Consider the following 25,565-nt stretch of genomic DNA (forward strand, 5'->3'; position numbering starts at 1 on the left):
GGAGGGTATCGTCAGACAAATGCCAGCACGCAGGCGGAGGAGCTCCAGGTGACCGAGGTGGCGAACACCACGACCAGCACAACCGGCCGGCGGGTCTACATCGACAAGCAGCACCCGCAGGCCTTCCGGGCCCTGCGGTCCACCGCCGAGACGGTCCGCGAGGTCGCCGCCGAGGCCGGACTCGACCGCCGCCTCGTCGAACTGGTCAACCTGCGGGTCTCGCAGCTCAACGGCTGCGCCTACTGCCTGGACGTGCACACCAAGGCCGCCCTGCAGGCAGGCGAGAGCGTGCAGCGGCTCGGCGTGCTGAGCGCCTGGCGCGACACCGCGCTGTTCGACGAGCGCGAGCGGGCCGCACTGGCGCTGGCCGAGGCGACCACCCACCCCGCCGACGCCACCGCCCAGGACGTGGCGTACGCGCAGGCCCGGGCGGTGTTCGGGGACGAGCAGATCTCGGCCGTGATCTGGGTGGCCGTGACCATCAACGCCTTCAACCGCGTCTCGATCCTGAGCAAGCACCCGGTCCGACCCACGCGCGCGGGCGCGCCCGCCGCTGCGAACGGGCAGGTGCTCATCAAGGGCTGACGTCGCGTCAGCGCTGTCGCTGTCGCTGTCGCTGTCGCTGTCGCTGCCGCTGCCGCTGTCGCCGTCACTGTCGCTGTCGCCGTCGTGGCCGAGGGCGGCGGGTCGGCCGCCGGAAAATGCGTGGCCGGCAGGACCGGGCGGGTGGCAGGGTCGGAGGATGGCCCAGCAGCACAGCTCGCCCCGCCGTCCGTCCCGCCAACCGCTCCGCGGGCCCGTCGCGCCCGGGCGGGTGTCCGAACTGCACGCCGTGCGCGCCGACTTCGACGACAGCACGATCGTGGTCTACCAGGCGTACGCGCCCGCGATCGCCGAACCCGCGCTGCGGGCCGGGCGGTTCGTCGCGCCGTTCTCGTTCCGGCGGATGACCTGGATCAAGCCCTCGCTGCCCTGGCTGCTGCACCGCAGCAACTGGGGCACCAAGCCGGGGCAGGAACGCATCCTGGCTGTCCGGATCACCCGACAGGGCTGGGAACGCGCGCTGGCAGCAGCCGAGTTGACCACCGGGGACCAGCAGCGGCTGGCGGCGGCCCAGGTGCACGTCCAGTGGGACCCGGAGCGGTCGCTGCGTGGCGCGGCGCTCAACCACTACAGCATCCAGGTCGGCCTGGGTCGGGAGACCGTCCGCGCGTACGCCGAGGAATGGATCGTCTCCCTCACCGACCTCACCCCGCAGATCCGGCGCGCCGCCGAACTGGTCCGCACCGGCCGCACAGAACAGGCCCGCCGCCTGCTCCCGGACGAGCGCCGCTACCCGCTGCCCGCCGAACTTGCCTCCCGCCTCTGCCGAGTGTGAAACCCCGCCGGTGCAACGGCCGCCCGGGGGCGGAACGGGCGCGGGTGCGGGGATGGGCGTGGGTGAGGGTGAGCGCTGGCGGGGATGGGCGTGGGTGAGGGTGAGCGCTGGCGGGGATGGGCGCGGGTGAGGGTGGGCGCACCGGGGATGGGCGCACCGGGGATGGGCGTGGGCGGGGAGGTGAACGGGCGGGGCGGTCGGCGCAGCGGCCGGGGGATGGGGAAGGGGAGGGGGAGGGGGGTCAAGCCAGGTCGGAAGGGCGGATCCGGTAGACCTGAAGGTTCAGGTCGTAGTACTTGGTGGTCTCGCCGACCCAGCGCATCCCGAGCCGCTTCGCCACCGCGTGCGCCCGGTCGTTCTTCGGCCGGGCCACCGCGAACACCTCCTCGACGTCCTGGGTGAACGCCCAGCGCAACAGCGCCCGGCCCGCCTCCGTCGCGTACCCCTGGCCCCAGGCGTGCGGGGCGAGCTGCCAGGTGATCTCCAGGTCCTCGTCGTAGGGAGGCAGCGGCCGGATGCCCAGCCCGCCGACCACCTTCTTGTCCTCCCGGCGCTCCACCGCCCACCGCCCACGCGGGGGCAGCAGCCCGGGCTGCTCCTGCGCCCAGGCCTGCAGCACCGAACGCATCGCCTCGACATCGGAGACCCGGGACATCGCCGGTGTCAGCCAGCGGGCGACGTCCGTGGAGCCGTACACGGCCAGCGCGTCCTCGGCGTCGTCGGGCGTCCAGTCGCGGACGACGAGCCGATCAGTGGTCAGGCTGATCCCCATGGCCGGGTCCTCCCTCATTCGATTGGCGGACGTCTCCTCCCCGGAGTGTGCGCCCCCGGCCCGCCCCAGTCGAGCCGAAGAGTCGGCCCTCGCTGTCCGTTGCTGATCGGCTACGCGGCAGGCCCTCGGGCCGGGTGTCCAGCCGTTCGCGGTCCGTTCCTCGGGGTGGGCGGGGCGCTGGGGGGTGGGGTGGGTGGGTGGTGCGGGGGCCGAGATGATCTACGCAGGGATAGTCTCTGCGGGGATGGTTTTCGTCGGGAGGTTTCGAAGGCGATCGGCCGTGGAGTTCATCCCTGCGGAGATAGTCTCCGCAGGGATGAACTCCCCGCGCCGACCGGTTCGGCGGAGACGGCCCACAGCGCAGGTTCAGCGGCGGCCCGCCAGCGGAATGCACAGGCCGTCCGCGCCGCCACCCTCCAGGGCCAGCGCGGTGCCGATCTCCTCGGGCAGCGCCGCCAGGCCCAGCAGAGCCAGCGCCAGTCCGGCGGTGGTGCGGTGCCAGTCGCCGGCCCGGCGCATCAGGGTGTGGCCGCTGCCGAACACCCGGTAGCCGGCCACCCGCGCTCCGTGGTCCCGGGCCCGCAGGGCGAACAGGTCGGTGTCCGCGGGCGGGGTCACCCGGTCGCGGTCGCCGTGCAGCATCAGCACCGACCGGCCCCGGAGGTGTTCGGTCGGCTCGTCCTGCGGGCACCACGGCGCCAGCGCCACCACCCCCTGCACGCACGGGTGCGCGGCTGCCCGCAGCGCCGCCCGGCCGCCCATCGAGTGCCCGATCAGCACCGTCGGCACCGGCCCGAGCGTCTCCGCCAACTCCGCCATCGCCGCCTCTGCGTCGCGGGCCGCGTCCGCGCGCTCACCGTTCCACCCCCGGCAGCGGTAGTGCACCGTGCCCACCGCCAGCGACCGTCCCGCAGCCCCGTCCGCACCGCGCTGCGCCGAGCGCCGCACCGCGCGCTCCACGGCCCGCGCGAACGGGCGCATCCGCAGGCCCGGCAGGTTCAGCGCCGGCACCGGCTCCGGGCCGAACTCCCGCCCACCGTGCAGTACCAGCACCGCCGCGTCCGGCGCCGCCGGCCGTACCCGCCAGGACAGTGCCCGGTGCGCCACCCTCGTCCCGCCCTCGCCGGAGTGCACCGCCAGCCGCCCGTCGTTCATCACACCGTCCCGTCACCGCGCCGACCTGGGCTGCCACTGTACGCGGACGCCACCGCCGACCGGGAGCCCAAAGATCGCCCGGTGCCCGAGTGCGGCAGCCCGAACCGCACAGGTCCGGTGAGGGACACCGGACCTGACTGCTCGTAGGGTGGCAGCATGCCCACGGCGGGCCGCACCGTCCGCCGGTTGGCACCCCAGTCGCAGCCCCGCCGCGCCCCTCGGGCCGTGGCGGGCCCGCGTCCCACCGGTAGAGCCGAGGAGAGCCATGGCCGACGTCCACCCGCCCCGCACCGACGGCACCCCGACCGCCGAACTCGGCGTCATCGGCGGATCCGGACTGTACGCACTGCTCGAAGACGCCACCGAAGTGCACGTCGAAACGCTCTACGGGCCGCCCAGCGACGCCCTGCTCATCGGCGAGGTGGCGGGCCGGCGGGTCGCTTTCCTGCCGCGTCACGGTCGCGGCCACCGGCTGCCGCCGCACCGCATCAACTACCGCGCCAACCTGTGGGCGCTGCATTCGCTCGGGGTGCGTCAGGTCCTCGGCCCGTGCGCCGTCGGCGGCCTGCGTCCCGAGTTCGGCCCGGGCACGTTGCTGGTACCCGACCAGTTCGTGGACCGCACCTCCTGCCGGGTGCAGACCTACTACGACGGCCGGAGCCTTCCCGACGGCTCGATGCCCGAGGTGGTGCACGCCGCGATGGCCGACCCATACTGCCCCGACGGCCGGCGCGCCACGCTGGCCGCCGCCCGCTCACTCGCCTGGGAACCGGTTGACGGCGGCACCCTGGTGGTGGTCGAGGGCCCGCGCTACTCGACCCGCGCCGAATCCCGCTGGTTCACCGCCAACGGCTGGTCCGTGGTCGGCATGACCGGCCACCCCGAAGCCGTGCTGGCCCGCGAACTCGGCCTCTGCTACACCTCGTTGGCGCTGGTCACGGACCTGGACGCCGGAGTGGAGACCGGGGAGGGCGTCACCCACGCCGAGGTGCTGGAGGTCTTCGCCCGCAACATCGACCGCCTGCGCGCCGTCCTGTTCAAGGCCCTCGAATCGCTGCCCGCCACCCGCGACTGCCTCTGCTCGCACGCCCTGGACGGCCTGGAGACCGGTCTGCCCGGCGTCTGACCCGGCGGCCCGGTTGCCCGGGCTGTTCCGTGGCACCGACCGCTCCCGGGGCATCGGCCCGGCGACGCCGATCGGCCGGCGCCCGCCGTCCTCCGACGGTGCGCCGGCCGAACGCGCTCCCTGCGCGGGCGGGTGAGCCCGCTATCGATTCCGCCCGCGCCGGCAGAAGTGCGCCAGCGCCAGCAGGGCCGCAAGCGCCGTGCCCCAGGCCGCTACCACGGCGACCAGCAGCATCGGCGCCCGCAGTGCCACCGCCAGTCCCAACAGTCCGAACGACATCACCAGACAGCATGCGATCACCACGACCACGGATCGTGGGCGGGCGGCCAGTGACCGCCGAAGCCGTGCCAACCGTGCTGGTCGCATCGTGCGCAGCTCGCGCTCCAGCTCCAGATCGCTCCCCAGCTCGGCCTCGATCTGATGAAGGATCAGGAGCTCACGCGGGGAGAGTGCCGGTCCGTCCATCAACCACCTCCGCGCCGCCAGGCAGGCGCGCTCGGCCTTCCCCGCCGGCGCGTCCCTACGTCCCAGGTAGCAACACATCTGCCCGCTGCACGCCGGTTCTAACATGCGAACGTCGTGCCGAACTGCCCTGCTGCGACCGGCGTTTCGTCCCCCCGACGACCCAAAGGACCCGCGCGCCGCGCCCACCCCACCGGCCCCGGGCGCACTCCTTCGGGCGGCGGCCGCACGGCCGCTGCGACGGCGCGCGGCGTGCACGGGAAGAACCGATTCGCCACCGGGCCCCACCCCTACGGTGGTTCGCGCCGGGACGGACCCGCCGCCCCCGGCGTTCGATCGGAAAGGCCGTACTACCCCCATGCACCTGCGTCACACGGCTGCCGCCGCCGTCGCCTCGCTCGCCCTGCTGTTCGCCACGCCATGTCCCGCCGCTGCGGCCGTCGGTGAGTTCCGCTACAGCTACTACGACGACTTCGGCAACCGTGCCGAGGGTGTGCTGATCGATCCGGACAGCCGGGTCTGCCACACCCTCCCCGAGGTCGCCGACCCCGACGCCACTGAACCCGCCTTCGCCCCACGGAACATCACCAACTCGACCGTCACCGTCTTCACCGGCCCCGACTGCGACGGTGACTACTACTCGCTGCGCCCCGGAGGCCGCGCCAGCGACCGCCTCAAGCTCCGCTCCGCCGTCTTCTCCTGACCCACCCTCCATCCGCACACACCGCCGTGCGGCCCCGCCCCAACCGGGGCCGCGCGTCATCGGCAATCTCGGGGCCATGGTGGCGGAGCGTGGGTGTCGCGGAGGTCGCGCAACTCGCAAGCGCCATGGGGGACGCGGGAGTTGCGCGACGGACGAGAGCCGCGGGACTCGCCGGAGTGAGGGGACGTCAGGACGCCTTGCGAGGCGTGCTCTTCTTCGTGGCGGCCTTCTTGGCCGGAGCCTTCGCGCTCTTCTGCGCCGCCGCCCCGCTCCTTCTTGTCGATGTGGACCGGGCCCGCTTCGCGGCACCGCCGCCGGACGCCGCGCCCGACCTCGTGTCCGACCCCGTGTCCTGCCCCGCTTCCGTTTCCTCGGCGTCCGCCGATCCCGCTGCCCGACTGCCCTTCGCACTCCGTCCGTGCCCGCCCTTGGCGGCCTTCACGCTGCTGCGCAGTACCGCCATCAGGTCGATCACCTCGGCCTCGCCGCCCTCGGCCTGCTCCTCCAGGTGCGGTGCCTCGGCCCCGGCCAGCTTGGCGTCGATCAACTCCTGGAGCGCCAGCTGGTACTCGTCGTGCAACGCTGACAGGTCGAAGTCCTCCGACAGCGTGTCCATCAGCGAACGCGCCATCTTCAGCTCCTGCGGACGGACCGTCACCTTCTCGTCCGGCGCCATCCCCTGCGCCGAGCGAACCTCGTCCGGCCACAGGCAGGTCTGCAGCACCAGGGTGTCCTCGTGCACCCGCAGTACCGCCAGCGACTCCCTGGTCCGCATGGTCACCTTGGTCACCGCGATCTGCCCCGACGCGCGCAGCGCATCCCGCAGCAGCACGTACGGCTTCGCCGGGGCCTTGTCGGCGGTGGCCACGTAGTAGGCCTTGGAGTACATCAGCGGGTCGATCGACTCGGCGGGGACGAACGCCAGCACGTCCACCACCTTCTTGCTCGGCAACGGCAGTTCCGCCAGATCCTCCTCGTCGAGCACCACCTGGCGACCGTCCGGGGACTCGTGCCCCTTGGCGATCTCGCTGTACGGAACCTCCTTGTCCTCCGCCTCGCAGAACCGCTTCAACCGGATGCGTGAGCCGTCCTTCGCATGCACCTGGTGCAGGGCAGGCCCGCTGTGCTCCTCAGTGGCGGCATACAGCTGGACCGGTACGCTGACCAGCCCGAACGTGATGACGCCTTTCCAGGTGACCTGTGGCATGGCATGGCCCTTTCGCGGGGATTTCCCACGGTATGCCCGAGCGACAGGTCACGGAAGTCGAGGGCCGCCGCCTGGTCCTCTCCCACCTCGACAAGGTCCTGTGGCCCGCCACCGGGTGGACCAAGGGCGAGGCCCTCTACTACTACGCGCAGATCGCCCCCGCGATGCTCCCGCACCTGCGTGGCCGCGCCGCCAGCTTCCTGCGCTTCCCCTCCGGCATCGGCGAGGAGGGATTCTTCGCCAAGAACCCGCCACCCGGCCTGCCCGACTGGGTGCGCACCGTGACCGCGCCCAGCCACGAAGGCCCCAAGCAGCGCGTCGCCGTGGACGACCTGCCGACACTGATGACCGTCGCCAACGGCTACGCCCTCGAACTGCACGTCCCGCAGTGGACCTCCGAGAGCGGACCCGACGCCCACGACCGCCTGGTCGTCGACCTCGACCCCGGACCCGGTGCCGACCTCACCCACTGCTGCCTGGTCGCCCTGCTGATCCGCGAAGCCCTCGCCGCCGACGGGCTGGTCTGCCGGCCCAAGACCTCCGGCAGCAAGGGACTCCACCTGTACGTCGCGCTGCGCCCCGCCCCCGCCCGGCAGGTCAGCGACTACGCGCGCGCCCTTGCCGAACGCCTCGCCCGCGAGCACCCCGCCCTGATCGTGTCCCGGATGACCAAGGCGCTGCGCCGGGGAAAGGTGTTCGTCGATTGGTCGCAGAACGCGACGGCGAAGACCACCGCCGCGCCCTACACCCTGCGTGCCACCAGCATTCCGGGGGTGTCGGCCCCGGTGAGCTGGAGCGAGGTGGAGCAGTGCACCGACCCGGCCGAGCTGAGGTTCAGCCCGGAGGAGGTGCTCGACCGGTTCGCCGAACAGGGCGACCTGCTGGCCGATCTGCTCAGCGACGACCAGACGCTGCCGGAGCCTGACGGCTGACCCGAGCGACCGGCCGGTCGGCGCCGGGGAGGTTCGGCAGTGGGGCGGTGGTGCGGCTATCAGGATGTGGTGGCCTCCGCGGCAGGCTCGGCGATCAGGGCGGTGGCGATGCGGCGGAAGCCGACGCTCTCGTATATTCGCGCCACGGCGTCGTCGCTGGCGGACAGGAAGACCGTGCGTATCCCGGTGGCCCGGGCGTGCTCGACCAGCTGCGCGGTGACCCGGCGCGCCAAGCCCTGCCGCCGCAGGGACGGGAGCGTCGCCACTGCAACGATCTCGCTGACGTCGCCGATCGGCTGGTGGCAGCCGGAGGCGCCGGCCAGTCCGTCCGGCCCGACGGTCGCGGCGACGACCGTGCGGCCGGCCTCCATGCGGGCTGCCATCCGCGTCACCTGGCCGTCGGCGATCGCCGTCCGGGTGGCGTCGGCGAGCTGTTCCGGGCCGGCTGTGCCGACCTGGGTACCCGGGTCGGCGAAGGCGAGGTGCGGGACGGCGACGGCGCTCGCCAGCAGCGGGTCGTCGATCGTCAGCACCCGGACCTCCGGGTCGCCCTCCGTTGCCGGCGCGGTAGTTGACGGGCCGTCGAGCTCCAGGATCAGCAGCGGGTGCTCGTGCACCTCCAGGCCGGAGGCCTCGATCGCGGCGCGCAGACCCGGCGTGGTCTCGTGCACCCACTCGAAGCTCTCCGGTGCGCCCAGCTCGCGCTGGCGGGCCCGGACCCGCTCCACGTCCGCCGCGGTGAACTGCCCGTCGCCGCCGAGCTGCGGGCGTCCGTAGTAGTGCCAGCCCGACCCCGTGCGGACGAACAGGGTGAACGGGCCGTGCTCCTCGGCGGTGGCGGAGAACCGGGGAACGGCGTCGAAGAACTCCTCGAGCCGGGCCAGGACGGCCGACGGCCCGCCTGCCCCCGGGGTGGGGGTGCGGTCGCTGTCGTGCTGGATGTCGTGCATCGTGCCGTCCAAGGGTGTGGTGCGTCCTCTCGTGGAGGTTGATCACGCGGAATCAAAGCAGGGCGATCGGACGCGTGCACCTGCTTTTTCGAACCCTGCCCACCAGCTGTTCGACCAGGGTGGCCTGCTCGGACCTGCGCCGGCGTCGAATGCCGAATCGGTTCTGCGAGGAGGCAAGAGCCCTGTTGGGGCCGAAAAAGTGAGGTGTATTCGCCTCCCGCGGGTGGTGGTGAGTGGGCCCAGGGGGTCGAACAGGATGCCGACATTCACCCGGAAGAGGGAATGTGAAGGGGGTGCCGCTGACGTTCCGCGTCAGGCCTTCCACACCGTGGCGAGGTGGGCGATCAGCAGCTCGGCCACCTCGGCCGGGCGCTCCAGGGCGGGCAGGTGGCCGGCCCAGGGCAGTTCGCGGTGCTCGCCGGAGGGCAGCACGGCTGCCGTCTCGACGGCGATCCGGCGGAAGTCGTCCACGTCGTGCCGGCCGCCGAACACCAGCGCGGGAGCGACGGCGTTGCGCAGGTCCACCTCGATCTCGGTCGGGTGGGTCTCCTCCACGGGTGCGAGCTGCACCTCGTACGCGTTGCGCTGCATCACCCGGACCTTGGCCTTGGCCGCCTCGTCCGCGTCGGGCCCGAGCCAGGTGTCCACCATCAGCTCGACCGCCTCGTCCAGCCGGCCGGACTCGACCAGCTCGACCTCCCGCTCGCCCAGTTTCACCAGCTCGGCACTCGGCTCGTGCGTGGAGCTGCCGGGGCAGAGCAACGTCAGCGAGTGCACCCGCTCCGGACGCAGGGCCGCGAACTGGGCCGCCATGTTGCCGCCGAAGGAGGCGCCGATGAGCGAGACGCGGTCGATGCCGAGTTCGTCGAGCAGTTCCTCCAGGTCGGACAGGTTGCTGTACGGCGCGTCCGCGCAGGGGGTCTCCCCGAAACCGCGGAAGTCGCAGCGCACGACCCGGTACCCGGCCTCGCGCAGCGCGTCCCACTGGCCGTCCCACATCCGGCGGTCGCAGACGGAGGAGTGCAGCAGGAGTACCGCGGGGCCGGAGCCGGCCACCTCGTGAGTGATCGTCATCGCGCCAACCTAGAACAGCGGCTCACGACCTGACCAGGGGATTACCTGTCAGCAGAGGCAGCGGGGGCAGGCCGGGCGGTGTCCGTGGCGGACGGCATGATGGGGGAGTGCCCGAAGGAGACAGCATCTTCCTGGTCGCCACCCAGCTCAACCACGCCCTTGCCGGCGGGGTGCTGACAGTGGCGGACCTGCGCGTGCCCGCCCACGCCACCGCCGACCTCACCGGCCGACGGGTGCTGGAGACGGTGCCGCGCGGCAAACACCTGCTGACCAGGTTCGAAGGCGGCGTGACGCTCCACACCCACTTGCGGATGGACGGCCGCTGGCAGGTGTTCCGGCCCGGTGAGCGCTGGCGCAGCGGGCCGGCGTTCCAGATCCGGGCGATCCTCGGTACCGAGCAGGGCACCGCCGTCGGCTACCGACTGCCCGTGGTGCAACTGCTGCGCACCGCCGAGGAGGCCCGGGTGGTCGGCCACCTCGGCCCCGACCTGCTGGGCCCCGACTGGGACGTCGCCGAGGTCCGCCGCCGCCTGCTGGCCGCCCCGCAACGCCCGGTCGGCGCGGCCCTGCTGGACCAGCGGAACCTGGCCGGCCTCGGCAATGTGTACGCGAACGAACTGAGCTTCCTGGCCGGAGTCACCCCTTGGCTGCCGGTCGCCGAACTGCCGGACCTGGACCGGCTGCTGCACCGGGCGCACCAACTACTGGACGCCAACAAGCTGCGGCACGGCCACATCACCACCGGCGACACCCGGCCCGGCTGCCAGCACTGGGTGTACGGCCGGGCCCGTCGCAACTGCGTCCGCTGCGGCACGCCGATCCGTACCGGCACCCACGCGCAGGACCGCACCGCGTACTGGTGCCCGCGTTGCCAGCGCGGCCCGGCGCCGACCGGCTGACGGCGGCAGGCCGGTGGTGGACGGCCGCGGGCGCGGTGATCGAGGGCGTCAGTCCGGCTCGACCAGCGCCGGGTGGCGGGGGTCGTCCACCCGGACGGTGAGGTCGGCCAGTGCGGCCGGGTCGGTCTCGGTGCGGTAGCGCTCGTGGGCGGGCAGCGTCCAGTGCTGGTCGGCGGGGGTGCGGCGGGCGAGCGCAGCGGGAGTCTGGGTGAGGTGCACGGTGAGTTCGAACGGCAGCCAGCGGCCGAGCAGGAACGGGCCGTCCAGCAGCAGGACCCCGCGCGGCGGCAGTTCCCGGTAGCGGGCCCGGGTGGAGCGATCGGTGACCGGATCCCAGAAAGTGGGCAGTATCCGGCCGTCCGCGCCCGGCTCCAGCGGGTCGAGGACCTCGCGCAGCAGCGCGCCCTCGTCCAGCCACAGGTCGTGGAAAGCGTCCGGATCCTGCTTGCCGTACTCGAAGCGGACCGAGGCGGGGCGCAGGAAGTCGCCCGCCGAGACCCGCTGTACCGGTCGGCCGAGCAGTCGCAGCGGCTCCACCAACGCGTCCGCCAGCTCGTTCGGGCGGGCGGCGGCCGCGCCGTCGATCGCGACCCGCAGGCGGCGGTCCGGATCGTCGGGCAGCCGGTGGATCCGCTCGGCGAGCAGCGTGACCAGGCGCTCCGGGGAGATCGGGGTCACCCGCACCGGACGATCACATCCTTTCCGTCAACCGGACTATATTTTTCGGCACCTGATCGTCGCTCATCCCAGGGGGACCTAGCCGTGCCTTCACCGACCCTCGCCGAAGTCGATGCCCTCGCCGCCCGCGCCCACGCCGGACAGCACGACCGGATCGGTGCCCCCTACATCGAACACGTCCGCGCGGTGGCGGCGGGCGTTGCCGCGTTCGGTACCGGCCTGCAGATGGCCGCGCTGCTGCACGACGTGCTGGAGGACACCCCGACCCGCCCCGACGACCTGCTCGCCGCCGGGATCCCCACCGGCGTGGTCGCCACCGTCCGAAAGGTCACCAGGGAACCCGGGACGGACTACCGGGCGATGCTGCTCGACATCGTCACCGACCAGGCCGCCGCCCTCGTCAAGATCGCCGACAACGCCCACAACTCCCGTGCCGACCGCTCCGCCCAGCTGCCCGAGGCGGACCGCGTCCGGCTTGCCGAGCGCTACCGGGACGCCCGCGCCGTGCTGTGGCCCGCCGTCGCCGAAGCCGACCTGCGGACCGTCCTCGCCACTGTCAACCCCGCGTTGCTGGCCGAACTCGACTGAAGCGTTCGGCGGGAGCAGGCTGGAAGGAGCAGTGGGGGCCTGACAGCGAGGAGCCGAGAATGTCCGAGATGAACGACAGGCTCAACGACAAGGCGCAGCGCGACGAGGACGATGTTCGCGCTGCCGACCCCGAGGAAGGCATCACCTCCTACCAGAACATGCACGCCTGGGAGGAGTCGCAGGCGGAGGGCGACCGGATCGCCGAACCGCCCCAGCAGGAGGAGAAGCGGTGAACGCCCGAGCCGCGGTGCCCGAACCGCACATCTCCGACTGGAACGTGCGTCTGCGGCTGGTCGAGGTCGGTGACCTCACCCAGGCACACGCCGTCCTGGACACCGGCGTCAACCTGATCGAAGTCGACGCTGAGGCCCACCGCAGCGCCCAAGACCCCGCCGATCCGGCGATCGGCGACGAACTCGCCGTCGGACGCGCCCTGGCAGCCCTCGGGCAGCAACTGATTCACCGCGGCTCGACCGCCGCCGAAGCCGCCGAATCCGCCCGCCGTCGCGACACACCGTAATCTCCGACCGGCGGGGCGGGTGTCGAGGCGGGCCGGGGTGTGGCCGCTGGGCTCTCCCTGCGTCGCGTCGCCGGTGCGTTGCGTTGCCGCTGCGTCGCGTTGCCACGTGGCGTCGCCTCTGTGCGTCGCGGCCTGCGCGGAGCTTCGGGGCCCGGACAGGCCGCCCGGACAGGCCGAAACCCGGGCCGTCGCGCACCTGACCGTGCAGCGGCCCGGGTTCGGGGGGTCAGGCCTGCGGAGCGGTCGCGCCGCCGCCCGCCTTCACCGCCTCCACCATGCGCTGGTGCACCTCGCGCGCCGCCGCCTCGTCCGCCGCGGCCACCGGGCTGCCCTCCACGGTGAACCAGTCGAGCGCCCCGCTGTACTGCACCGTCAGCCGCGCCTCGCCCTCGATCCACATGGTGTGCACGGTCAGATCCCCGGTGATGACGCCGATCTCCACGGTCTTCACACCGCCGTGGCCGGACAGAATGCCCTGCGTGGTCCAGGTTGCCCAGGTGTTCACAAACCCGCTCCCATCCGCCGCCCTATGGGCCGCTCGGTCCCGACCCCACAGGTACCCAACCCATGGCGACCGTCTTCCACTGTTACCCGGAAGGCCGAAAACCGCCCCCCGGGCGGGTGCCCGCCCCCGGAATGGCATCGACGTACGGGAGAGCGAGAGGCGGCGCTCACCGGGCCGAAACTGGTCCTCGAAACCGGCGGCGACTCGACGGTCATCACCCCGAGCCGCACCTACTCCCTGGGCTGCGACCCCGCCGGCGACATCGTCCTCACCGACTCCCAGGTGTCCTGCACCATGCGCGACTGCACGTCGGCGACGGCCACTGGACCGTCGACGACACGGGCTCCACCAACGGCACCTGGGCCGGCAGGCGGCGCATCATCCACCAGGAGACCGAACCCGGCACCGTGCTCTGCCTCGGCAGCCCCGCCGATGGGCCGCGCTGCACCTTCAGTGCCCTGCCGCAGCCGACCGCCGTCCACCCGCTGCCCGGCGGCGGACCGTCGCCTGAAGGCTGACCGTCCGCGCTGACCGCCATCACCGGCTCGCGCCGACCGCCGTCCAGCGTCCGGCCGCTGCCGACCAGAGTCGTTCGGATCGGGCGGATCCCGGGCAACGACCTGGTGCTCGGTGACCTGTCCGTCTCACGGCACCACGGCTAACTGCGGGCCCGCCCCGGAGGCCGTTACGAGATCGCCGACCTGGGCAGCCACAACGGCACCTACCTCAACGGCCGGCCCGTGCTGCGGGCCTCGTCGGGTCCGGCGACTTGGTCGGCATCGGCCACTCGGCGTTCTGCCTGGTCAACGCGCTCACCGGGCTGCACCCCGCCGACCGGGGCACCGTCAGCTATGACGGCCGCGACCTGTACCGCGACTACGCCGAACTGCGGCAACGCCGTCGGCCTCGTCCGGCAGGACGACATCCTGCACGCCCAGCTGGCCCTCCGAAAGGCCCTGTTTTACGCCGCCGAACTGCGCTTCCCCGACGACACCGCGCCTGGCGAACGCGCCGCCCGCGTCACCGAGGTGATCGACGAACTCGGTCTCGCCGGGCGTAGCGACCAGGTCATCTCCAGCCTCTCCGGCGGCCAGCGCAAACGCGTCAGGGTCGCCCTCGAAGTGCTCACCAAACCGTCCCTGCTGTTCCTCGACGAACCCACCAGCGGCCTCGACCCCGGCATGGACCGCTTCGTCATGCAGATGCTGCGCGCCTCGCCGACGACGGGCGGACCGTCATCGTGGTCACCCACAGTGTGCTCAGCCTCGACCTGTGCGACCGGCTGTTGCTGCTCGCCCCCGGCGGCCGGACCGCCTGGTGCGGGCCGCCCGGCGAAACCCCCGACCGCTTCGGGTACGCGCACTGGCCCGAGGACTTCGAGGCCCGTCAAACCCGGCAATGTGCTGATCGCCCAGGGCACCGACCCCGACCATCCGGAACATGCCTGCCTCACTGGTTTCGGGCTGACCAAGAAGTCGCTGTCGCTCACCGGCCTGACCAGCGTCGGCCAGTTCGTCGGCACGCTGGACTACGTGGTCCCCGAGTAGATCTCCGGTAAGCCGGTGGACGGGCGCTGCGACGTGTACAGCCTGGGCTGCGTGGTGCACGAAGTGCTCACCGGCAGCCCGCCGTTCCGCCGTGACGACGGACCTCGCGCTGCTGTGGGCCCACCTCAACGACCCGCCGCCGGACGTGCTGCGGCATACCTCTCCGGTGAGGTGAGTGCCGTCCTGCGGCGGGCAATGGCGAAACGGCTGGAGAGCTGGTGCGCCGGTTGTCTGGAGTTCGTCGCGGCACTGCGGGCTGCCTCCGACGCCCGGTCCGGACGGCTGCGGCAGGTACCGCCGTTGCCCCCGGTGTGGGTACGGCCGGTGTTCGACGCGGACGGGACGCGCTGACGGGTGCGTACGGTGTGCCGATGATGGCGGGTGTCGTAACGATCGATGGCATGGACCTATCAATCCTGGGAGTTTGCTGGCAATCTGCCCCTCGGCCAGGGCCCCCACAGACCCTGGCAACCGAGAGGAGCACTGATGAGCGACAGACTCCGCGTCCTCGCCACCCGCGCTGCCGCGCTGCTGAGCACCACCGTGCTCGTGGCCGCCGGCACCGCGGCCCTGGCCGCCCCCACGGCCCAGGCCGTCCAGGACAACAGCGGTACCGCGGCCGCGAGTTGCACGGCGACCCAGGTGGTGGCGAACGGCGGATTCGAGTCCGGCACCTCGCCGTGGACCTCGTCCAGCAGCGTGGTCAGCAGCGCGGCAGGCCAGAGCGCCCACAGCGGAACGTCCTTCGCCTGGCTGAACGGCTACGGGTCGGCCCACACCGACTCGCTGGCGCAGACCGTCACCCTGCCCGCCGGCTGCACCAGCGCCAGCCTCAGCTTCTGGCTGCACGTGGACACGGCCGAGACCACCACGACCACGGCGTACGACAAACTCACCGCCAAGATAGGCGCCACCACCCTCGCCACCTACTCCAACCTGGACGCGGCGGCAGGCTACGTGAAGAAGACCTTCGACGTTTCCGCCTACGCTGGACAGACCGTCAGCGTCTCGTTCAGCGGCGTTGAGGACTCCGGACTGCAGACCAGCTTCGTGCTGGACGACGTGGCGCTCGACGTCTCCGCCGGCGGCACCACCCCGCCGCCGACCACTGACGCCACCCGTACCCCCGCACCCACCGGATACACGGTCAACCTGACCAGCGACACCAGCGGCGCCAACTGGTCCGGCCATCAGAGCATCGGCTTCACCAACCCCTCGGCAACCCCGCTGACCGAGGTGTACCTGCGGCTGTGGGACAACTACCACGGCAGCTGCCCCACGACGCCGATCACCGTCAGCAACCTGACCGGTGGCACCGCCGCGCCGCTCACCGTCGGCTGCACCGCGCTCAAGGTCACCCTGCCCGCACCGCTCGCCCAGGGCGCGAGTGGCAGCGTCGGCTTCGACGTGTCCATCGCTGTCCCCTCCGGCGCGGACCGGTTCGGACGCGACGGCGCATTCAACTTCATCGGCAACGCGCTGCCCGTGCTTGCCGTCCGTGACGCGGCCGGCTGGCACCTCGACCCGTACACCAACAACGGAGAGTCCTTCTACACGCTGGCGTCCGACTACACGGTCACCCTCGACCACCCGAGCAGCCTGCTCGTCCCCGCGACCGGCACCTCGGTGGACACCCCCGGCAGCAGCGGACGGACCGTCACCACCGCCACCGCCAAGAGCGTCCGCGAATTCGCCTGGGCGGCCGGGCCGTTCAGCAAGATCTCCGGCACCTCGCCGGGCGGAGTCGCTGTCAACGTGTACTCCGTCAGCGGCATCAGCTCCTCCAGCGCGCAGTCCATGCTGACCACCGCCAAGTCCGCCGTTGACTCGCACGCCGCGCGCTTCGGGGCCTACCCGTACGGCGAACTCGACGCGGTGATCGACAACAACTTCTGGTTCGGGGGCATGGAATACCCCGGCTTCGTGCTGGACCTGGTCTCCACCACCGCCCTCACCCACGAGATCGGCCACCAGTGGTGGTACGGCATCGTCGGCGACGACGAGTACAACAGCCCCTGGCTGGACGAGGCGTTCACCGACTACGCCACCGACCTTGCACTCGGCGGCACAGGCACCAACTGCTGGAGCAATGTCTCCTGGGCATCCTCCGCCGAGAAGATCACCAACTCGATGGCCTACTGGGACGCCCACTCCTCCCGCTACTCGACGGTCATCTACAACTACGGCAAGTGCGCCCTGCACGACTTGCGCCGTACCATCGGTGACAGCGCGATGACCAAGCTGCTGCACGACTACGCGGCAGCGCACTGGTACGGGGTGTCCACCACGGCCGAGTTCAAGGCCGCTGCGCAGGCCGCGACGACCGTGGACCTGACCTCCTTCTGGACCCAGCACCGCATCGAAGGCTGAGCACCCGCCGCCGGCCCGCCCCGCCCCTCCCGGACCATCGCCGGGCGGGCCGGGACGGCGCGCCCCGCTGGAACAGCCCGTGTTGCTGTCCCTGCTTCCGCTTCTGCGTCGGTTCTCGGTCAGTGTGGTGCCCCCTCTTCGTGCGACTTCGGGTGACTCTGCGCCTGCGTGCCGCGCCGCCGCCCGGCGAGGCGTGGCGCGAGGACGCCGCCGAGGAGGCCCGCGAGGGCGCCCCAGCCTGCGGCCAGCGGGACCAGCGTGAGCAGATCCGGGCCGAGCACTGTTGAACCCGCACCCCCCAGACCCAGCAGCGACAGCCCGTACACGGCCGACACCCGCGTCAGTAGGCCGACCGCGAGCAGCGCCAGGGCCAGCACCACAGCGAGTTGGAGGGCTGCTCGCCACACTGGGAGCGGTGGACGCGAGCGGGCCGCCACCGCCACGCCGGTTGCCAGGACCAACACCGCCGCCAGCGGCAGCAGGAACCATGCCCAGCCGTTCTGCTCCGCCAGCGACCCGAGGTCCAGCGTCACGTTCTTTCCGGAGTGCAGCACCGCCGCCAGCGGTTGTGGGAACGGCAGGCCCAGGCTGCCGTTCACATGCCCGTGCCAGGACCCGCCCATTCCGATACCCAGCCCGAGCCAGGCCAGGTTCGGCAGGCCCAGACACAGCACCGCGAGTGTCTCTCGCGGCTCACTGCCCGTTGCCGTCGCGACCAGCCCGCAGACCAGGCCCAGCCCGACATACAGCAGCAGCAACGACACCACCGCGTGCACCGTCGGATGCAGAGTGCCGCGCCAGCGCACCCAGCGGGTCGGCAACGGTGCGCGGTGAGAGGCGGCCAGCGCCAGCACGACGACCACCGCCAGCCACAGCAGTCCGAAGCCCACCGCCGGGCCGGGTTCGGCCCGGAACCCCACGACCGGGGCGGCGCCCAGTGCGCCGCCGAGCTGGTCGATCAGGGGGTCGCCTGTTGACACCGTGAAACTGTGCCGCGCCGCCCAGGAGAGCAGCAGCACCATGACCGTCCAACACCCTGCCAGTGCGAGAAATCGTGCCAACAGGGCCCGTGCGCCCACCACGGCGTGTCGGCGCAGTGGGCGCAGGAACAGGAATGCCGCACTGAGCGATCCCGCCAGCGTGACCGACAGCGGGACGGCAGTGATCCCGCCCTGCGCGGTCGCCACGAAGGCCGCGCTGCCCTCGAGGCGAATCGGTGCCCCCATCGACATCAGGACCGTTGCGGCCAGCACCGCACCGAAGCCGCCGCCGGGCAGTTCGTCTGCGTGCGCCAGCCACAGCCCGAGTGCGGCCACGGCCGCCATTGCCACCAGCGCGCCCACGGCGGCCACCACGGCGGAGACCAGCACGGCGACCCAGCCGGGCAGCGCCGAGCGGGGCCCGAGACCAGGGTGCGGGGGAGCAGGAGCAGGGGGCACGCGTCTCACCGGCCCTTCGAATGGAGCCCCCCGTGGGCGGCCGACCAGGACCGGCCGACCATTCCAGCTTCGGACACCCCACGAGGCCCGGCGAGTCGCGGCTCCACTCCGACGCGAAACAGCGAGTTCGGCGATGCTGGCAGACAGTAGTGGCCGCGCAGTGTGGTCTCGGGGGAGTCCGACCGGGAGGCAGTCCCGTGGCTGAGCAGCCGACACCTCGGCAACCCGAAGAACCGGCCAACGAGAACAACGCCAACGAGAACAGCGCCAACGAGAACAACAACGCACCGCCGCCGCCTCACCGCCCCACCGAGGTGGTGGGCGAGTCGGGCGGCTCGCCGACGGAGGTGGTGGCAGACACATTCGGGGCCCCGACAGAGGAGGTTGGCGGCCCTGAGCCGGGCCGGACAGATGCGCAGCGCCTTCGGAAGGACGTACTGGAGACAACGGGCGGGCCGGACGCAGCGGGTGACGGTGCCCCGGGCACCGGCCCGCCGACGGAGCTGATGGACGGAACATCTGGCCTCCTGCAGGGGGGAGTTGGTGACTCAGGGGCGGAGCGACCGGTGACTGCGCAGGACGCGCAGGGCACCGCGGGTGCAGCGGGCTCCTCGCGGCCCGAGCGGCCCGGGCAGGGGCCGCGGAGTCATGATGCGTCAGGTGGGGAACCTCCGACCGAGGTGGTGAGCGGGGCAGCTGGCCCTCCTTCAGGGGTGGACGGCGGGGCGACGCCCGGGCAGATGGATGCGCAGACAGCCGGTCTGAGCGCGGAGAGCGGCCGGTCGTCGAGTAGCGGACCGGGCGGGTCGAGGCCGGGTACTGGTACCGGTAGCGGGTCCGGGGGCCGAGGCCGGGCGGCCGTCGTCCTCGGGGCGGAGCGGAACCTGCCGGGCCGCCGTCCGGTCCGCTGTCGGCGGGTGGCGCGCGCCAGTCGGACGGGGAGCGATCGACTGATGCGTCGGGTGGTGGGGAGCCGCCGTCGAGTGGCGGTGGGTGAGTGCTGGTCGGGGGCGGTGACGGGGGTGGAGGGAGGCCATGGTGGCGGAAGGGGCCGATGCTGGCAGCCGCGGTGGTCGTCGTTGGTCTCGGTGTCGCGTTGGGTGTGGTGTTCAGCAGCGTTCGTCCGGTGGCGGGTCTGCTCAGAGCGTGGCCCTCCAGCCCGCCGGGGCGGTCGGCCAGGAGCCGTTCACCGACTCCGTGGCCTACGCCCACGGGACTGGCACCGGTGGATCGAGGGGGTACCCGACCGGTGGGGCAGGGGCGGCCACCCCGTCCCACGCCGGCGGCACCGTGAAAGGTGACGAACCCGGTCTGTAGGGAGGCACGCGGGAGGTCGCCAGCTGCGACGTGCCGAAGCTCTCCGGCTACCTGGCCGACCACACCGACAAGGCCCGGGCCTGGGCCGGTGTCGAGGGCATCGACAGTTCGCAGATCAACGGCTATCTGCATGGCCTCACCCCGGTGGTGCTGCGGGAGGACACCCGGGTGACCAACCACGGTTACTCCAACGGCCAGGCGACCTCCCACCAGGCCGTTCTCCAGGCTGGCACGGCCATTCTGGTCGACAACCAGGGTGTGCCCCGGGCACGGTGCGAGTGTGGCAACCCGCTGCTCACGCCGAACGGCACGGGTGGCACCTATACCGGCACGGCTCGGACCTCCTTCCAGGCGAACGATGTGGTGACAGTGCAACCGGCGGCCACACCGGTGACGCAGATGGTGTTGGTGGACCAAGCGACGGGCAGCCAGTTCGACCGGCCGGTTGGCGGGACGGGCGGTTCGGACAGTTCGGCCACGCCCGGCACGTCCAGCTCTGGACCGTACACAAGCCGGCCAGGCAGTGCCTCGCCGTTCGGCCCTTCGTCCTCCGGTGGCGCAGTCGGGGACACTGTCGTCGGGAGCTTCGGGATACTCCGGGACGAGTACTTCGGGATCGGGACCGGGTTCTGGACCTGCCTCGTCGTACGGCGCCGGGACACCGGGATAGGCGAGATCGAGTACAGCCGGGAGTTGATCGGTCGGTGGTGCTCCGGTTGGTGGAGCGGCGGTGGTGCCGGGTATACCGCGGCCCAGCGTCAGGTGTCAGTGGCGCAGGTATCGGAGCATGGTGACACCGCTTTCGAAGGTGTGGGTCTCGGCGAGGATCAGGTCGGTTCGTGTGTCGGACGATGGAAACAGCGGTCGACCACGGCCGAGTACCACGGGGTGGACGTAGAGGCTGTACTCGTCGATCAGGTCGAGCCGGCGGAATTCGGCGGCGAGGTCGGCGCCGCCGACCGCGAGGTCGGATGCGGAGGCGGCCTTGAGGGAGGCGATTGCCTGCGGGTCGACGGTGCGGGCGATCGTGGTGTTCCAGTCGGCGTGGGTGAGTGTGCGGGAGAAGACGGTCTTCGGCATGTCGCGCCAGATGCGGGAGAACTCGACCATGGGCGGGGTGGCGGCCGGATCCTGGTCGGCGGTCGGCCAGTATCCCGCCATCAACTGGTAGGTCACACGCCCGTCGAGGAAGCCGCTCATCGCTGCCAGTCTCCGATTGAAGTGCTCGTGCAACTGGTCGTCGACCAACTGCCAGCCGAGATCGCCGTCCGGGCCCTCGAAGTAGCCGTCGAGGGACACCGACATCATCAGGACGAGCTGGGACATCAGTGCCTCCTGGGACATATGGCAATCAATGTGGTGTTCGCCAAGGTACCCGGGTGATTGGGCGTCATAACTGGGCAGGGAAGCTCGCGATCGCGAAATCTCTCTTCGGTGGACACCGGGGTCAACCGATCGGTTGATGGGCCATCAACTGATTGGCAAGAAAGGGGTATCCGATCGGCTCGAGAAGGCGCTGAGGTGGCCGGGCACACTCCAGACAACACCGAACGGAAGGTGCGAAGGTGGCACCAGAGCCGAAAGGGGAAAAACATGCGCGAACTGCAGAGCATGCTGGAGCGCCGCGTCGAGGATGGCACGGTACCGGGTGCGGTGGCGTTGGTGGCCCGAGGAGGTGCGGTGGAAGCCGCTGCGGCGGGCGACTTGACCAGGGATTCCCTGGTGCGGATTGCATCGATCGGGAAGCCGATGATGGCCGCCGCGGCACTTCAACTGGTCGACGACGGCGTCTTCGGCCTGGACGATCCGGTGGAGCGCTGGTTGCCGGAGCTGGCCGATCGGCGGGTGGTGCGAACACCGCAGTCGCCGGTCACGGACACCGTGCCCGCCGACCGGCCAATCACGGTGAGGGACCTTCTCGAGTCCCGGGCGGGGTACGGCTTTGCGGCGGACTTCTCCCTGCCTGCGCTGGCGCCGTTGGTCGGCGAACTACTGCAAGGGCCGCCCCAACCGCAGAAGGTGATGCCACCGGACGAATGGTTGGCAGCGCTGGCCCGCATCCCCATGCTCCACCAACCCGGTGAGGCATGGCTGTACAACATCTGCTCAGACATTCAGGGCGTGTTGGTGTCCCGAGCGACCGGGCAGTCGCTCGACGAGGTGATGGCAGAGCGGTTGTTCGAGCCACTGGGGATGGCCGACACGGGCTTCTCCGCACCATCCGGCGAGGCCGACAGGCTCAGCCCGCTGTACCGGCTGAATTCGGACGGGACGCCGGCGGTGGTGGACCCGCCGGGCGGCCAGTGGAGCACTCTGCCTCCGTTCCCCTCGGGGGCAGGTGGTCTGGTGTCGAGCCTGGACGACGTGCTCGCGTTCCAGCGGATGCTGCTGTCCGGCGGCCGGGCCGAAGACGGGCGGCACGTTCTGTCCGAGCGTGCGGTCTGGCAGATGACCACCAACTACCTGACGGAACAGCAGCGTGCGGACAGCGAACTGTTCCTGGAGGGCCAGGGGTGGGGCTTCGGCGGATCGGTGGACGTGACACGGCGCGATCCATGGAACGTGCCAGGTCGGTACGGCTGGGTGGGCGGCACCGGGACGGCGGCCCACCTGGTTCCGACGACCGGGCTGGTGACGATTCTGCTCACCCAGCAGGAGATGACCAGCCCCACCCCGCCGCCGCTGATGCGGGAGTTCTGGCGCTACGCGGCAGGGGGCTGAGCACTCGGCTCGGCGGCAAGGTCAGCGCGGCGGTAGCTGGACCCGTCCCGGGTGCGGGTCAGCAACTGGGCCTCGATCAGATAGCGACGAAGCATGGAGGTGTCGGAGTGGACGATGAGTAGCACGTCATTGACCTCGCGCTCGCTGTAGGAGCGGTCGGGCTCGAACAGGGACCGCGCGAGGTGGTCGAGGAGGGCGGTGCGACGAGCCGGCTTGCGCGGGATCGACGTCAGACGGCCCTCGGTGAAGAAAGCGGCAAGGGCGGCCGGCGTTTCGTTGGCGGACATGACACGAAGCCTCGCAGGGCGGCTGCCAGGCGGACAACCGGATTTCGACGCGGGACGCCGGCCACGGGCCGGCGTCACCGACAGAGGAGGACATGCATGCGAATGGCGAGCGTACCGAGCGGACGGTGGGCTGCACTGCGAGCACTGGTGCCGCTGTGCCGGCGGGGCAGCGGATCAGGCCAGGCCGAACCAACCGAGGACGGTCTGCACCAGCAGGATGGTGGACATCAGGGCCACCCCGACCACCACCGTGGTCGCGGCGATCCGGTACCGGCGGCCATTCGCGGCGTCGCCGAGCAGCGAGCGGCGGTTGGTGAGCACCAGCAGGTACACCAGCACGATCGGGCTGATCAGTCCTTGGAGCACCTGAGTACCGATCAGCAACCGAATGACGTCCACGGGCGTCAAGGCCACGATCGCACCCAGGGCGAGCTGCGCAGTGAACACACCGAGGAACAACGGCGCGTCGCGGAACCGCCGGGAGACCGAGCGTTCTACTCCGACGGCCTCGCCGATCGCGTAGCCGGCGGACAGCGGAACCACGGCGCCGGCCAGGGCGGAGGCCCCCAGCAAACCGAAGGCGAACAGCAGTTCCGCGCTCGGGCCGGCCACCGGCTCCAGAGCCCCGGCAGCCTCGGCTGCGGACTGCAGTGGACCGGTCCCGCCGATCGCCGACGCGGTGGCCACGATGATGGTCAGACTGATGACACAGGCGAACACCGCGCCGAGTACGGCGTCCGCCCTGATCAGCTTGTACTCCTCCGGCTTCGCTCCGCGGTCCACCACCCCGGCTGCGGCGTAGAACTGCATGTACGGGCTGACGGTTGTTCCGATCAGGGCCACCGCGAGGAGAATGAAGTCGCTCGACGGTTGGAGGTGCGGAACTATCAGGTTCTTGCCGACCTCGCCCCAGCGCGGGTGGCCGAGGATCATGGCGACCGGGTAGGCGAAGAATGCCAGCGACATCACCAGGAAGATCCGCTCGGCCCACCGGTACGAGCCGAACAGCACGAGTGCCCACAACAGTACGGCGGCCGGCGGGACAACCGCCCACTTCGGTACGCCGAGCAGTTCGAACGCCGCGCCGATTCCGGCAAATTCACTGACCACCAGGCCGGTGTTCGCCAGCAGCAGGCAGCCGACCGCCAGGGCGGTCAGCCGGAGACTGAACTGCTCCCGGATCAGGGCGCCGAGGCCTTTGCCGGTGTACGCCCCGAGACGGACGGCCATTTCCTGCACCATCACCAGGGCGATGGTGACCAGCACCATGAAGAACAGCGTGCCGTAGGCGAATTGGGATCCGGCCGAGGCGTAGGTGGCAATGCCAGCGGCGTCGTTGCCCGCGTTGGCGGCGACCAGGCCGGGCCCGGCGACCATTGCCAGGGCGGCGATCCGGCGCAGCCCGCGCCGACGGCCCGGTGGCGGTGCCGGTTCGGCGGTCGGTCCGGAGAGCGTTGCGGTGACGCCGAGTTCGGCCGCTGCAACGCCGGTCGGGGCCGAAGTGACCTGCGGCGCGGTGGACTCGGCAGTGATCGGGTCGAGGTGGGCGTTCACTGGCGGAACCTCCGGAGGTGCAGGCGGCCACGTTCGGGCAGCAGGGCGTCGAGGATGTCGTCGGCAAGGATGCGGCCCAATGGCCGTCCGTCCTCGCCAACCACCAGGAGGGAGGACTTGCGGGCGGCCATCAGCCGGTCGGCGGCCTGGGCGAGCCGGGTGTCCGGGGTGAGCGTCACCGGCGCGCCGAACTGGGCCAGCCAGTCCGCCAGATCGGAGATTCGGGTGGAGTCCTCGGCCACCGCCAGCTCGAACAGCGGCACGTCGGCGACCAACCGTCCGGCGGCGTCGAGCACCACAACGGCGTCGATCTCGGCGCGGTGCTCCGCCTGGGCAGCGAGATCGGCCCGGACTTCCGAGACGCTCTGCTCCAGCCGGGCGGTGACCAAACGGGTCGTCATGGCGCCACCAGCAGTGCCCTCGCGGTGGGAGAGCAGGTCGCGGAGCTCGGCGGCCTCCTCGCTGGGCATCCGCTCCAGCAGACTCTCCCGTTCACGGGGTGCCAGATCGCGCAGCGCGTCGGCGGCTTCGTCGGGCTCCATCGCATCGACCAGCCGTGCGGCATGCTCCGGCTGGGTCTCGCGGAGCAGGTTCTCGAGCTCGGCCGGCACCATCTCCTCAAGAGCGTCCGCGGCGTGCTCGGGCTCCAACCAGCCCAGGAGCTGCTGGCGTTCGCTGCGGCCGAGGTCCTCCAGGATGTCGGCCAGATCAGCGGGGCGGAGCCGGTTCAGGGCGGACCGAGAGGCCCGCAGTCGGACTTCCGCCGGCCCGTCGGTGGCCTGCTCGCCGAACGGAGCGACGGACTGCCAGTCCAGGACGCGCTCCGGCGTCGGCCGGACCTGCCAACGGCGCGGACCAAGTCGGCGCAGCAGTGTCGGCAGCGAGACGTCCACCCCGACCAGGACCACCCGGCCCACCAGCGGGGCCAGATACAGATCGGCGGCCCGGGTCACCTGAACGCCGTCCACATCGACGAGTTGATGGTCCAGCACATCACGGGCCAACAGCACCTCACCGGGGCGACGCTGGAAGTCCCGCAGGTCGACCCGGGAGGCACGCAGCCGGACCTGCCCGGCCGTGAGACGTCCGATCGCATCGGCCGGGAGGAAGGCCCGGCGACGTCCGATCCGCAGGATCAGACCGGTCATCGGCGGATACGGGTCTGGGCCGTACAGCCGTGCGACCACGTCGGCGAGCCGTCCGACCTCGGCACCCGCCTGGTTGGTGACGGACGCCCCGATCAGCCCGGCCAAGGAGACAAGGGAGGAACGCACCGCACGGCCGGCGGTGGCACGGTGGTCCAGGTTGGTCCGGCGATCGCGGAGCCTGGAGGAGGTCGAACTGAAGAGTGTGTTGGTGGCCATGGCGAACACCCCTCTGC

Annotated in this window: 24 protein-coding genes and 3 pseudogenes; 14 read left to right on the top strand and 13 right to left on the bottom strand. The window is 71.4% G+C overall.

The genetic code is table 11. From position 1 onward, the window contains the following. The first annotated feature begins 48 nt into the window (after positions 1-48). Positions 49-585, top strand: a complete 537-nt coding sequence (locus ACFV18_RS14460) for a carboxymuconolactone decarboxylase family protein (RefSeq protein ID WP_380482947.1) — start codon at positions 49-51, stop codon at positions 583-585. 229 nt (positions 586-814) lie between these two features. Continuing rightward, a complete protein-coding gene (locus tag ACFV18_RS14465) occupies positions 815-1,378 on the top strand; it encodes a DUF4291 domain-containing protein (protein WP_380483147.1) in 564 nt (187 codons plus the stop codon). A gap of 241 nt (positions 1,379-1,619) precedes the next feature. Here ACFV18_RS14465 and ACFV18_RS14470 read toward each other — a convergent pair whose 3' ends face one another. Both ACFV18_RS14470 and ACFV18_RS14475 read right to left on the bottom strand, forming a co-directional pair. Next, entirely contained in the window at positions 1,620-2,150 is a 531-nt protein-coding gene (locus tag ACFV18_RS14470; RefSeq protein WP_380482949.1) for a GNAT family N-acetyltransferase, read from the bottom strand. Positions 2,151-2,516: 366 nt separating this feature from the next. Further along, entirely contained in the window at positions 2,517-3,305 is a 789-nt protein-coding gene (locus ACFV18_RS14475; protein WP_380482951.1) for an alpha/beta fold hydrolase, read from the bottom strand. A 265-nt stretch (positions 3,306-3,570) separates the two neighbouring features. Here ACFV18_RS14475 and ACFV18_RS14480 point away from each other — a divergent pair, with 265 nt between their 5' ends. Next, positions 3,571-4,431, top strand: a complete 861-nt coding sequence (locus tag ACFV18_RS14480; RefSeq protein ID WP_380482953.1) for an S-methyl-5'-thioadenosine phosphorylase — start codon at positions 3,571-3,573, stop codon at positions 4,429-4,431. A gap of 141 nt (positions 4,432-4,572) precedes the next feature. On the opposite strand, the gene ACFV18_RS14485 is transcribed toward ACFV18_RS14480, so the two are convergent. After that, entirely contained in the window at positions 4,573-4,896 is a 324-nt protein-coding gene (locus tag ACFV18_RS14485) for a hypothetical protein (RefSeq protein WP_380482955.1), read from the bottom strand. 355 nt (positions 4,897-5,251) lie between these two features. On the opposite strand from ACFV18_RS14485, the gene ACFV18_RS14490 reads away from it, so the two are divergent. Then, on the top strand, positions 5,252-5,596 hold the full coding sequence (locus ACFV18_RS14490) for a hypothetical protein (protein ID WP_380482957.1): 345 nt from the start codon (positions 5,252-5,254) through the stop codon (positions 5,594-5,596). Between the two features lie 187 nt (positions 5,597-5,783). On the opposite strand, the gene ACFV18_RS14495 is transcribed toward ACFV18_RS14490, so the two are convergent. Beyond that, a complete protein-coding gene (locus tag ACFV18_RS14495; RefSeq protein WP_380482960.1) occupies positions 5,784-6,803 on the bottom strand; it encodes a Ku protein in 1,020 nt (339 codons plus the stop codon). Between the two features lie 32 nt (positions 6,804-6,835). Here ACFV18_RS14495 and ligD point away from each other — a divergent pair, with 32 nt between their 5' ends. Beyond that, the gene (ligD, locus tag ACFV18_RS14500) at positions 6,836-7,735 is read left to right on the top strand and encodes a non-homologous end-joining DNA ligase (protein ID WP_380482962.1); all 900 of its coding nucleotides are present in this window, start codon (positions 6,836-6,838) and stop codon (positions 7,733-7,735) included. A gap of 59 nt (positions 7,736-7,794) precedes the next feature. Here the strand turns inward: ligD and ACFV18_RS14505 are convergent, their stop codons facing one another. Continuing rightward, positions 7,795-8,697, bottom strand: a complete 903-nt coding sequence (locus ACFV18_RS14505) for a GNAT family N-acetyltransferase (protein WP_380482964.1) — start codon at positions 8,695-8,697, stop codon at positions 7,795-7,797. A 300-nt stretch (positions 8,698-8,997) separates the two neighbouring features. Beyond that, positions 8,998-9,759 carry an alpha/beta fold hydrolase gene (locus ACFV18_RS14510; RefSeq protein ID WP_380482966.1) on the bottom strand — a complete coding sequence of 254 codons (762 nt, stop codon included), beginning with the start codon at positions 9,757-9,759 and terminating at the stop codon, positions 8,998-9,000. Between the two features lie 107 nt (positions 9,760-9,866). Here ACFV18_RS14510 and ACFV18_RS14515 point away from each other — a divergent pair, with 107 nt between their 5' ends. Next, the gene (locus ACFV18_RS14515) at positions 9,867-10,658 is read left to right on the top strand and encodes a DNA-formamidopyrimidine glycosylase family protein (protein ID WP_380482968.1); all 792 of its coding nucleotides are present in this window, start codon (positions 9,867-9,869) and stop codon (positions 10,656-10,658) included. Positions 10,659-10,706: 48 nt separating this feature from the next. On the opposite strand, the gene ACFV18_RS14520 is transcribed toward ACFV18_RS14515, so the two are convergent. Next, positions 10,707-11,342 (bottom strand): uridine kinase, encoded by a 636-nt coding sequence (locus ACFV18_RS14520; RefSeq protein WP_380482970.1) that lies wholly within the window; start codon positions 11,340-11,342, stop codon positions 10,707-10,709. Between the two features lie 78 nt (positions 11,343-11,420). On the opposite strand from ACFV18_RS14520, the gene ACFV18_RS14525 reads away from it, so the two are divergent. From ACFV18_RS14525 to ACFV18_RS14535, 3 genes are read left to right on the top strand one after another with little or no spacing between them, the layout of a single operon-like run. After that, positions 11,421-11,924: an HD domain-containing protein gene (locus tag ACFV18_RS14525; protein ID WP_380482972.1), complete on the top strand. Its 504-nt coding sequence runs from the start codon at positions 11,421-11,423 to the stop codon at positions 11,922-11,924. Positions 11,925-11,983: 59 nt separating this feature from the next. Beyond that, positions 11,984-12,157 carry a hypothetical protein gene (locus ACFV18_RS14530; protein WP_380482974.1) on the top strand — a complete coding sequence of 58 codons (174 nt, stop codon included), beginning with the start codon at positions 11,984-11,986 and terminating at the stop codon, positions 12,155-12,157. Next, positions 12,154-12,444 carry a dsRBD fold-containing protein gene (locus ACFV18_RS14535; RefSeq protein WP_380482976.1) on the top strand — a complete coding sequence of 97 codons (291 nt, stop codon included), beginning with the start codon at positions 12,154-12,156 and terminating at the stop codon, positions 12,442-12,444. Before ACFV18_RS14530 ends, ACFV18_RS14535 begins: the two co-directional genes overlap by 4 nt. Before the next feature lie 226 nt (positions 12,445-12,670). On the opposite strand, the gene ACFV18_RS14540 is transcribed toward ACFV18_RS14535, so the two are convergent. Beyond that, complete coding sequence (locus ACFV18_RS14540) at positions 12,671-12,949, bottom strand: hypothetical protein (protein WP_380482978.1); 279 nt, start codon at positions 12,947-12,949, stop codon at positions 12,671-12,673. 317 nt (positions 12,950-13,266) lie between these two features. Between ACFV18_RS14540 and ACFV18_RS14545 the strand changes: the two are divergent. From ACFV18_RS14545 to ACFV18_RS14555, 3 genes and pseudogenes are all read left to right on the top strand, one after another. Continuing rightward, positions 13,267-14,366 (top strand): annotated as a pseudogene (locus ACFV18_RS14545) (FHA domain-containing protein); the annotation flags it as partial. Continuing rightward, a pseudogene (locus ACFV18_RS14550) lies at positions 14,329-14,847 on the top strand (serine/threonine protein kinase); the annotation flags it as partial. The pseudogenes ACFV18_RS14545 and ACFV18_RS14550, both read left to right, overlap by 38 nt. 135 nt (positions 14,848-14,982) lie before the next feature. Then, positions 14,983-16,866: a M1 family aminopeptidase gene (locus ACFV18_RS14555; protein ID WP_380482980.1), complete on the top strand. Its 1,884-nt coding sequence runs from the start codon at positions 14,983-14,985 to the stop codon at positions 16,864-16,866. 119 nt (positions 16,867-16,985) lie between these two features. On the opposite strand, the gene ACFV18_RS14560 is transcribed toward ACFV18_RS14555, so the two are convergent. Next, a complete protein-coding gene (locus ACFV18_RS14560; protein ID WP_380482982.1) occupies positions 16,986-18,236 on the bottom strand; it encodes a streptophobe family protein in 1,251 nt (416 codons plus the stop codon). Positions 18,237-19,634: 1,398 nt separating this feature from the next. Here ACFV18_RS14560 and ACFV18_RS14565 point away from each other — a divergent pair. Beyond that, positions 19,635-20,060: pseudogene (locus ACFV18_RS14565) on the top strand (DUF6777 domain-containing protein); the annotation flags it as partial. A gap of 327 nt (positions 20,061-20,387) precedes the next feature. Here ACFV18_RS14565 and ACFV18_RS14570 read toward each other — a convergent pair. Then, positions 20,388-20,948 (bottom strand): dihydrofolate reductase family protein, encoded by a 561-nt coding sequence (locus ACFV18_RS14570; RefSeq protein WP_380482984.1) that lies wholly within the window; start codon positions 20,946-20,948, stop codon positions 20,388-20,390. A 267-nt stretch (positions 20,949-21,215) separates the two neighbouring features. Between ACFV18_RS14570 and ACFV18_RS14575 the strand changes: the two genes are divergently transcribed. Continuing rightward, on the top strand, positions 21,216-22,343 hold the full coding sequence (locus ACFV18_RS14575; protein ID WP_380482986.1) for a serine hydrolase domain-containing protein: 1,128 nt from the start codon (positions 21,216-21,218) through the stop codon (positions 22,341-22,343). Here ACFV18_RS14575 and ACFV18_RS14580 read toward each other — a convergent pair. The 3 genes from ACFV18_RS14580 to ACFV18_RS14590 form a co-directional block, all read right to left on the bottom strand. Continuing rightward, complete coding sequence (locus ACFV18_RS14580) at positions 22,325-22,630, bottom strand: DUF2087 domain-containing protein (protein ID WP_380482988.1); 306 nt, start codon at positions 22,628-22,630, stop codon at positions 22,325-22,327. The two genes, ACFV18_RS14575 and ACFV18_RS14580, sit on opposite strands and share 19 nt — an antisense overlap. 174 nt (positions 22,631-22,804) lie before the next feature. Beyond that, positions 22,805-24,184: an NRAMP family divalent metal transporter gene (locus tag ACFV18_RS14585; RefSeq protein WP_380482990.1), complete on the bottom strand. Its 1,380-nt coding sequence runs from the start codon at positions 24,182-24,184 to the stop codon at positions 22,805-22,807. After that, positions 24,181-25,548, bottom strand: coding sequence for a magnesium transporter MgtE N-terminal domain-containing protein (locus tag ACFV18_RS14590; RefSeq protein WP_380482992.1), 1,368 nt, complete (start codon positions 25,546-25,548; stop codon positions 24,181-24,183). Before ACFV18_RS14590 ends, ACFV18_RS14585 begins: the two co-directional genes overlap by 4 nt. Between the last annotated feature and the right edge of the window lie 17 nt (positions 25,549-25,565).

Origin of the sequence: Kitasatospora sp. NPDC059673 (genome assembly GCF_042734215.1) — a bacterium.
Lineage (GTDB): Bacteria > Actinomycetota > Actinomycetes > Streptomycetales > Streptomycetaceae > Kitasatospora.